At 71.4% G+C, this 8,710-nt stretch carries 8 protein-coding genes and 1 pseudogene; all 9 read left to right on the forward strand.

What is annotated here, in order from left to right:
* Window positions 1-188 precede the first annotated feature (188 nt).
* Window positions 189-1,538, forward strand: a complete 1,350-nt coding sequence (locus ACJ73U_RS34170) for a DUF4157 domain-containing protein (protein ID WP_407781883.1) — start codon at window positions 189-191, stop codon at window positions 1,536-1,538.
* 9 nt (window positions 1,539-1,547) lie between these two features.
* Entirely contained in the window at window positions 1,548-2,012 is a 465-nt protein-coding gene (locus tag ACJ73U_RS34175; RefSeq protein ID WP_407781884.1) for a phage tail protein, read from the forward strand.
* Window positions 2,013-2,023: 11 nt separating this feature from the next.
* Entirely contained in the window at window positions 2,024-2,476 is a 453-nt protein-coding gene (locus tag ACJ73U_RS34180; protein WP_407781885.1) for a phage tail protein, read from the forward strand.
* A 47-nt stretch (window positions 2,477-2,523) separates the two neighbouring features.
* Window positions 2,524-3,294, forward strand: coding sequence for a LysM peptidoglycan-binding domain-containing protein (locus ACJ73U_RS34185; protein ID WP_407781886.1), 771 nt, complete (start codon window positions 2,524-2,526; stop codon window positions 3,292-3,294).
* A 31-nt stretch (window positions 3,295-3,325) separates the two neighbouring features.
* Window positions 3,326-5,269, forward strand: coding sequence for a phage baseplate assembly protein V (locus ACJ73U_RS34190; protein WP_407781887.1), 1,944 nt, complete (start codon window positions 3,326-3,328; stop codon window positions 5,267-5,269).
* A gap of 119 nt (window positions 5,270-5,388) precedes the next feature.
* Window positions 5,389-5,817, forward strand: coding sequence for a GPW/gp25 family protein (locus tag ACJ73U_RS34195; RefSeq protein ID WP_407781888.1), 429 nt, complete (start codon window positions 5,389-5,391; stop codon window positions 5,815-5,817).
* Complete coding sequence (locus tag ACJ73U_RS34200; protein WP_407781889.1) at window positions 5,817-7,769, forward strand: putative baseplate assembly protein; 1,953 nt, start codon at window positions 5,817-5,819, stop codon at window positions 7,767-7,769. Before ACJ73U_RS34195 ends, ACJ73U_RS34200 begins: the two co-directional genes overlap by 1 nt.
* The gene (locus tag ACJ73U_RS34205; RefSeq protein WP_407781890.1) at window positions 7,769-8,308 is read left to right on the forward strand and encodes a phage tail protein; all 540 of its coding nucleotides are present in this window, start codon (window positions 7,769-7,771) and stop codon (window positions 8,306-8,308) included. Before ACJ73U_RS34200 ends, ACJ73U_RS34205 begins: the two co-directional genes overlap by 1 nt.
* Window positions 8,305-8,710: pseudogene (locus ACJ73U_RS34210) on the forward strand (hypothetical protein); the annotation flags it as partial. The gene ACJ73U_RS34205 and the pseudogene ACJ73U_RS34210, both read left to right, overlap by 4 nt.

Genomic DNA, 8,710 nt, shown 5'->3' on the forward strand with positions numbered 1-8,710 from the left:
CCGGGAGCGCACCGCCGCCGCCCACGCCGAGGACACCACGGCGCCGGGCAGGACCCCGTCCGGCTTCAACGGCCCCACCCGCCGCGACGCGGGCACCCGCGAGCGTCGACACCACTCTCGCGGCCCCCACCGACCACGTGACCCGGCCGGAGACCGTTCCGCCGAGTCCTGTCGCGCAGGCGAAGCCCGTGGCCGCGACCTACCGCGCCACGCCCGAGCTGCGTCCGGCGCCGCGCCGGGAGCGTCCACGTGGGACGGTCGTCGACCGCGTGCCGCCCGCGCTGGCCGGCGAGGTCCGCGGCCGGCAGCGCGCCGACGTGTCCGAGGTCCCGGTGTACCGCGGCCCAAAAGTCGGTGAGGCCGCGAAAGCCCGTGGCGCACGGGCGTTCGCGGCCGGCGGCGCGGTCTTCCTCCCGGACGAGGCCGGCCCGGTGGACTCACCGGGGGCCCGCGGCCTGCTCGCCCACGAGCTGGTCCACGCCGTCCAGCAGCGCACGCTCGGCACCCGCCTGCCCGCGCCGGACTCCCCGCTGGGGAAGCGGCTCGAGGCCGACGCCCAGGCGGCGGAACGCTTCTACGGCGGCGAGGCCGGCGCGTCCGAACCCCCGCCGCTCATCCACGCGCCCGTACCCGCACCCCCGCCGGAGCCGGTCGGTCCGGCCGACCCCGACCTCAACGCCGTGGCCCAGCTCGCCACCGAGCTGATGGCGGCACCGGCGCAACCGGCCACCCCGCAGACCCTGCAGAGCCCGTTCGACCCGGTGACCACCCAGGAGGTGGGCCGGATCGCGGCCGAGTCCGCCCGGCACGTCGTCGCCGAGTGGACGAACCCCAGGGTCGAGCAACAGAACAACCGGGAGCGCACCGCCGCCGCCCACGCCGAGGACACCACGGCGCCGGGCAGGACCCCGTCCGGCTTCAACGGCCCCACCCGCCGCGAGCAGCTCATCGCCGCCGCGCTGGCCACCCGCAACCGGAACCTGGCGGTCGGCGCGCTGCCCGTCACACACCTGTCCGCCGAGGAGCTGAGCGCGATCGACCGCCGTGTCACGGACGAGGCGGCACTCCAGCAGACGACCACGCACCCGGCGCAGTCGGGGAACCGCGGCTCGCGGTCGGGCCAGCAGCCCGAGGAGCGGTACGTCGCGAACTCGCCCCAGGCCTGGATGCACGCCCTGACCGGCATGGACACCCACCACGGCGGCCAGGACAGCTGGTTCGGGAGCCGGACCACCGACGACCGACCGGCCGACCAGCGGATCGCAGACCGGATGGGGTTGCTCGGCGCCGACGCCGAGACGCAGTTCGACTCCGACACGTGGTGGCAGTCCGACGAGGACGAACAGACCGGCGACGACACCGGCACCCGGGACCGGGACCGGGAAGGCCGGGCCGGGGCCGGTGGCTCGGCGGCGAACATGGACGACGCCGACCTGGACGAGCTGGCCGCCCGGCTCTACGACCGGTTGCGCAGCCGGCTGCGCACCGAACTGCTCGTCGACCGTGAGCGCGCCGGAATGCTCACCGATTTCCGTTAGGAGGAAGCGATGCCACTGACAGACACCTCACAGGTCGGCCTCTCGAACCGGTTCGTGGTGAGCATGTCGGGCAAGTCGGAGTACGACCTCGGCAGCTGGGCCAAGGCCGAAGGGCTCGACGTCACCTGGGACGTGGCCGAGTACCGCATGGGTGACGGCGGCAACGACCGGCTCTACTTCCCCGGCAACACCAAGTACACCAACGTCAAGCTCTCCCGCGCGGTCTCCGAGGAGTTCGAGAAGACCAAGAAGTGGCTGGACAGCACCTCGTGGGAGTGGGAGCCCTTCGAGGGCTTCATCGAGCTGTACACCTCCGGCGGCGCCGCGGTGCCGGCGGCCAAGTGGAAGCTGCGGGACGTCATGCCGAGCAAGTGGGCCATCAACAGTTTCGACGCCGGGGCCAGCCAGGTCGCGATCGAGACGCTCGAGCTGGTCCACAAGGGCTTCCTCGAGGACGAGCGCAAGCTCGTCTGAGGCACCGGGACATGACTGCCAGCCTGCAGACCCTGCTCGCGCTCACGGCGCGGTTCCACGTGTCCGTCCAGGGCGTGGACCTCGGCGGCTGGGCACGGTGCCAGGGCCTCGAGGTGACGTTCAACTCCGTGCCGGTCACCGACGGCGGGAACTACCAGTACCAGACGATCCTGCCCGGCGAGATCAAGTACTCGAAGGTGGTCCTGCAGCGCGCGATCAGCAAGCAGGACACGCAGAAGGTCCTCGGCTGGCTGCAGGACCGCGCCGCGAACTGGATCGACGGGCACAAGAGCGGCGGCGGTGGCACCGCGACGATCATCCTCTTCGACTCGCGGGGCAGTGAGGTCACGCGGTGGATGCTGCGCAACGTCTACCCGGAGAGCTGGAAGGGCCCGGACCTCGACGCCATGTCCGTCGGCGTCGCGATGGAGCAGCTGGTGCTCGTCCACGAGGGTTTTCTCTGAGCGGAACTCGCTGAGGGAATGACGACCGAGAGCAGAGAGGTTCTACGATGACCGTGGCCATGGTGTCGGCCGGTGCCAACCTCGCCGCCGGGGTGGCGATCGGCGCCGCGTCGCTCGCCGGCGCCCGGGTGCCCGCGTCGCTGCGGTGCACGACGCTGCCCAACATCGGGTTCGTGTACTTCGACTTCAACCCGACCGAGATCTCCCTTGCCCGGCAGGCGGTGCAGAAGACCACGCCGTCACCGAGCAGGGGCGGCGGGCGGGCGCAGACGCAGAAGATCCCGCCGCTGACCATCAACATCAGCAAGGTGGTCTTCGAGGGGCTGGACACCAAGCTGCGCTGTGACACGCTGCTGACGTGGACGAACCCGAGCGGCGGGTTCCTCGGGCAGCTGCTGTCCGCGGCGACGGGCAAGAACCTCAAGACACAGCCGCCCGAGCTCACGTTCCAGTGGGGCCCACCCATGATCGGCTTCATGTACACGGTGCAGCTGCAGAAGATAGGCATCGTGTACAAGCGGTTCACCTCGGCGGGCATCCCGGTGCGGGCCGAGGTCACCCTCGCCATGAACGAGGTGCCGTCGCTGCTCGGCACGCTGCCGCAGAACCCCACCTCCGGCGGCCTCACCGGCCGCCGCGCGCACACCGTCGGGCACGGCGAGTCGCTGCAGACCATCGCGACCGCCAACTACGGCAACCCGAACGCCTGGCGGCGCATCGCCGAGGTCAACGGCATCAAGGACCCGACCAGGGTGCGTCCGGGCGCCACCGTCTACCTGCCCAACCCCGACGAGCTGGACCAGCGGAGCGGGCGATGAGCGGAGCCTGCGGAGCGGAGGAGGCGGCGGCATGACGAGCCTGCTCGGCGGCGGTGACGACACCGCGATCGTGTGGCCGACCGTGAAGGTCGGCAAGATGATCGGGATCCCCCTGCTGCCCAACGTCGCGGAGAACCTGGTGCGCGCGGTGGTGGACACGCACCTGCACCTGCCGGACATGTTCGAGCTGACCTTCGTCGACGAGGAGGGCACGATCGTCTCCGACGCGGGCCTGTCGATCGGCACGACGGTCGAGATCTTCGCGGGCGCGCCGGACAGCGACTCGACGTCCTCGCTCATCAAGGGCGAGGTCACCTCGATCGAGGCCATCTGCCAGGAGGGCCTCATCTACTCGGTCGTGCGCGGTTACGAGAAGGCGCACCGGTTGCAGCGGGCCAAGCGCACCAAGACCTTCCTCAACATGAAGGACTCGGAGATCGCGCGGCAGGTCGCCAGCGACGCCGGGCTGGACATCGGCTCGGTCGAGGAGACGTCCGTCGCGCACGACCACATCGCGCAGATCGCCCAGACCGACTGGGACTTCCTCCAGCAGCGCGCCCGCGAGATCGGCTACGAGACCGGCGTCGTCGGCGGGAGGTTCTTCTTCCGCAAGGCATCCGGGCGCAAGGACGGTGGCGGCGGGCTGCTCGGCGGCGTCGTCGCCGCGCTCGCCAGCATGCTCGGGCTCGGCAGCACGCTCACCTTCAAGGACAACCTGCACACGTTCCTGCCCCGCCTCTCCGCCGCGAACCTCACGCCGGACGTGGAGGTCCGGGTCTGGGACCCGAAGGACGCGCGGGTGGCGGTGGCCAAGGTGGACGCCAAGACCGGCACCGCGGACATCGACGACCAGGACCCGGCGAAGCTCGCGAAGTCCTTCACCGACGGGCTGATCTCGCTGCCGTCGCTGCCGGCCCTGCCGTCGATCCCGGGCATGCCGAGCCTCGACTTCGGCCAGCAGGCGAGCAACACGGCCTACCTGGTGGTGGACCGCCCGCTCGGCGTCGGCCCGGCGGCCGACACCGCGGCGGAGGCGGCGGCCAAGGGCGTGGCCGACCACATCGCGAGCACGTTCGCGGAGGCCGAGGGTGACGCCACGGGCAACCCGGACATCCAGGCCGGCGCGGAGGTCGAGATCGACGGGGTGCCGGCACAGTTCTGCGGCAAGTGGTTCGTCACCAACGCGCGGCACGTGTTCGACGCGGAGGAGCACGGCTACCGCACCCGGTTCTTCGTGTCCGGGCGGCAGAACCGGTCGCTGCTCGGGCTGGCTTCCGGTGGCGCGCAACCGAAGGAGCGCGGCTTCGGCGGCCTGGTGTGCGGCATCGTCACGAACCTCAAGGATCCCGACAAGCTCGGCCGGGTGAAGGTCGCGCTGCCCTGGCTCGCGCCGAACTTCGAGTCGGACTGGGCCCGGGTGGTGCAGTTCGGATCCGGGGCCAGCACGGGCGCGTTGTTCCTGCCGCAGGTCGGCGACGAGGTGTTGGTGGGCTTCGAGTTCGGCGACTCGCGCCGGCCGTACGTCCTCGGTGGGCTGATCAACAGCAAGAGCGACTACGGCGAGCTGAAGAACGCGGTGGCCGGCTCGGGCATCGTGACCAAGCGCGGTATCGCCACGCCCGCCGGGAACCAGCTGACCTTCGCCGACGAGCTGCCGCCCGGCCCGCCGGGGAGCCTGCCGCCGATCCAGTCGAAGATCCAGCTGGGCACCAAGGGCGACAAGATCGGTCTGGTGATCGACCAGGTCGCCGGCACCGTGACCCTGGCGTGCAACCCGCAGCCGCCCGAGTCCAAGTCGCCCAACGGCGCCCTGACGATCGAGTGCAAGGACCTCGGCGGCATCACGATCAAGGGCGGCATGGGCGGGGTCAAGATCGAGACGGAGGGCCAGCTCTCGCTCAACGGCAAGTTGGGCGTGAAGATCGAGAGCAGCGCCATCGTCGAGGTCAAGGGTTCTCTGATCAAGCTGAACTAAGGGATGTCGATGTCAACACGCGAGCGCAGCGAAGAAGCCGCCGCCGGACTGACGGAGGAGCGCGCTCGGGAGCGAGGAACGAGCGTCGAGCGCGAGACGACGGAAGGAGGCGGCCGCGGATGAGCGGAGCGAGCCAGTCAACACGGCAGGATTTCATCGGCGCGGGGTGGGCGTTCCCGCTCGGTGTGGCGCCGCAGGGCGGGATCGCCCTGGTGCGCCGGGAGGTGGAGCTGGAGCAGGCCATGCGCCTGATCCTCGCCACCTACCCCGGCGAGCGGCCCATGCGCCCGGAGTTCGGCAGCCGGATCCGCGACTTCGTGTTCCGGGCGATCAACGTCGAGACCGTCGGCGAGCTGTCGCAGGTGGTGCGGGACGCGTTGCTGCGCTGGGAACCCCGCGTCGACGTGGAGGCGGTGCTGGTCACGCCGCACCCCGAGGAGGACGGCGTGCTGTACATCGACATCCAGTACCGGCCCAAGGACACCAACGACCGGCGCAACCTGGTCTTCCCCTTCTACACCATCCCAGAGGACGGGAGTGACTACTGATGGCGCTGCCTGCCCCGAACCTCGATGACCGCCGGTTCCAGGACCTGGTGGACGACGCGAAGCGCATGGTCATGCGGCGCTGTCCGGAGTGGACGGACCACAACGTGTCCGATCCCGGCGTGACGCTGATCGAGACGTTCGCCTACATGACCGACCAGCTGCTGTTCCGGCTCAACCAGGTGCCCGACCGGTTGTACGTGAAGTTCCTGGAACTGATCGGGCTGCGGCTGATCCCGCCGACGGCGGCGCAGGCCGGCGTCACGTTCTGGCTGTCCGCCCCGGCGATCACGCCGGTCGGCGTGCCGATGGGCACCTCCGTGGCCACGCTGCGCACCGAGCAGGAGGAGTCGGTGGTGTTCTCCACCAGCTCCGACCTGCAGATCCTGCCGTGCTCGCTGAGCTTCGTCGCGACGCAGGCGGCGGGGGTGGACTCGCAGATCGACCACACCGACGAGCTGAAGATGGGCCAGTCGATCCCGGCGTTCTCGGCGGTGCCGCGGGTCGACGACGCGATGCTCGTCGGGCTGTCCAACCCAGTGCCCAACTGCGTGGTGCGCCTGGACTTCGACTGCCGGGTCGAGGGCGTCGGCGTGCACCCGGACCACCCGCCGCTCGTCTGGGAGGCGTGGAACGGCACGGAGTGGCGGCGCTGCCGGGTCAGCACGGACGGCACGGGCGCGTTGAACACGACCGGCGAGATCCACGTGCACGTGCCCGGTGACCACGAGTCCGCGGTGCTCGGCGGCCACGCGGCGGGCTGGCTGCGGGCCCGGGTGATCGAGGTGGCGCAGGACTGGCCGACGTACGAGGCGTCGCCGCTCGTGACGGCCCTGTCGGCCAGCACGATCGGCGGCACGGTCGGCGCGAACCACTGCGAGATCATCGAGGAGGAGGTCCTCGGCGACTCGGAAGGCGTGTCGGGACAGGAGTTCTCCGTCGGCCGCGCGCCGCTGGTCATCGGCGCGGGCGACGTGGTGCTGGAGACGATGTCCGACGACGGCTGGCAGGAATGGACGCGGGTGGACAACTTCGCCGGTAGCGAACCGGTCGACCGGCACTACATCCTGGACGCCGCCGCCGGCCTGGTCCACTTCGGACCGGCGATCCGCGAGGCGGACGGCAGCCTGCGCCAGTACGGCGCGGTGCCCCCGTACGGCACCACGGTCCGGTTGCGGAGGTACGCGACCGGTGGCGGCCGGATCGGCAACGTCGGCAAGGGCGCGATCCAGACGCTGAAGTCGTCGATCCCCTTCGTCGCCAGGGTGGAGAACATCGAGTCGGCGTGGGGCGGGGTCGACGGCGAGAGCCTGGACGAGGCGAAGGCCCGCGGCCCGATCCTGCTGCGCACCCGCAGCCGCGCGGTGACCGCGGAGGACTACGAGGCCATCACCAAGGAGGCCGCCCCGGACGTGGCCCGCGTGCGGTGCGTGACGGCGGGCGACCAGGACACCGACGCGGGCTCGGTGCGGGTGCTGATCGTCCCGGCCGCGGCCGAGGTCGACGGCAAGATCGAGTTCGCGGAGCTGGTGCCGGGTGAGGACACCCTGGCCCGCATCTCCGAACGCCTCGACGAGGTCCGCCTGATCGGCACCCGGGTGCTGGTGTCCCCACCCCGCTACCGCGGCGTCACGGTGGTGGCCCGCGTGATCGCCCGCCCCCGCCTGGACACCTCCCGCGTGCGTGCCGAGGCGCTGGCGGCGCTGTACGGCTACCTGAACCCGGTCAGCGGCGGCCGCGACGGGCGCGGCTGGGAGTTCGGCCGCCCGGTGCAGGCCGGTGACGTCTACGCGCTGCTGCAACGGGTCCGGGGCGTCGACCTGGTGGAGGACGTGCGGTTGTTCGGCGCCAACCCGGTGACCGGTGAACGGGGCGAGGAGTGCCAGCGGCTCGACGTCGACCCGCACAGCCTCATCTTCTCCTACGAGCACCACGTGAAGGTGGAGGACCACTGATGCGCGGCTTGGTGGCGGGCATGGCGACGGCGGCGCCGTTCATCGAGATGCTGCCCGCGGTGTACCAGGAGGACCCGTTCACGGAACGGTTCGTGGGCGGCTTCGACGACGTGCTGGCCCCGATCCTGTCCACGTTGGACTGCCTGGTGGACTACTTCGACCCGTACCTGGCGCCGGAGGACTTCCTCGCCTGGATGGCCGGCTGGGTCGGCATCGAGCTGGAGGAGGGCTGGCCGATCGAGCGCCGCAGGGCGGTGATCGCCACGGCGGTCGAGATGTACCGCATGCGCGGCACGGTGGCCGGCCTGCGGGCGAACCTCCAGGTGCTGACCGGCGGCCGCGTGGAGATAGCCGACAGCGGCGGCGTCGGCTGGTCGAAGAACCCGGGCGCCGCCATGCCCGGCGAGGCGTCACCGAGGCTGGCCGTGCGCATCAGGGTGCACGACCCGTCGAGCGTCCCCATGGACCTGGTCGACTCGGCGGTGGCCGCCGCCAAGCCGGCGCACGTCGTGCACAGAGTGGAGGTGGACCGGCCATGATCGTCTGCAAGAGCTGTGGCTTCCACAACAAGGAGGCCGACGCGTTCTGCGGATCGTGCGGCGCCTTCCTGGAGTGGACGGGGGAGAAGGTGGCCCCCGCGCCCGTCCCGGCGGCCGCCCCCGAGGAGGAGGACGAGGAGCAGCCCAAGCGCGGCTGGTTCTCCCGCATCCAGTCGGTGCTGTACCTGGACGTGGGCGACCGCGACCCGGCCCCGGAGAAGCCGAAGCCCGGCCTCGCCGGCGGGCCGCCGCGGCCGGGTGGGCCCGGCGGACCCCCGCGGCCGCCCGGGTTGGGCGGGCCGCCGAAGCCTCCGGGTGCGGGTGGCCCACCGAAGCCGCCTGGCGCGCCCAAGCCGCCCGCACCTCCCGGGGCACCCAAGCCGCCGGCCCCGCCGGGGGCCA

It is taken from the genome of Actinophytocola sp. (genome assembly GCF_045807065.1).
GTDB lineage: Bacteria > Actinomycetota > Actinomycetes > Mycobacteriales > Pseudonocardiaceae > Actinophytocola.

Excerpts from the sequence above, each read along its gene's own strand:
- ACJ73U_RS34185 (WP_407781886.1), top strand. The coding sequence starts at position 2,524 with ATGACCGTGGCCATGGTGTCGGCCGGTGCCAACCTCGCCGCCGGGGTG.
- ACJ73U_RS34195 (WP_407781888.1), top strand. The coding sequence starts at position 5,389 with ATGAGCGGAGCGAGCCAGTCAACACGGCAGGATTTCATCGGCGCGGGG.
- ACJ73U_RS34205 (WP_407781890.1), top strand. The coding sequence starts at position 7,769 with ATGCGCGGCTTGGTGGCGGGCATGGCGACGGCGGCGCCGTTCATCGAG.
- ACJ73U_RS34190 (WP_407781887.1), top strand. The coding sequence starts at position 3,326 with ATGACGAGCCTGCTCGGCGGCGGTGACGACACCGCGATCGTGTGGCCG.
- ACJ73U_RS34175 (WP_407781884.1), top strand. The coding sequence starts at position 1,548 with ATGCCACTGACAGACACCTCACAGGTCGGCCTCTCGAACCGGTTCGTG.
- ACJ73U_RS34180 (WP_407781885.1), top strand. The coding sequence starts at position 2,024 with ATGACTGCCAGCCTGCAGACCCTGCTCGCGCTCACGGCGCGGTTCCAC.
- ACJ73U_RS34200 (WP_407781889.1), top strand. The coding sequence starts at position 5,817 with ATGGCGCTGCCTGCCCCGAACCTCGATGACCGCCGGTTCCAGGACCTG.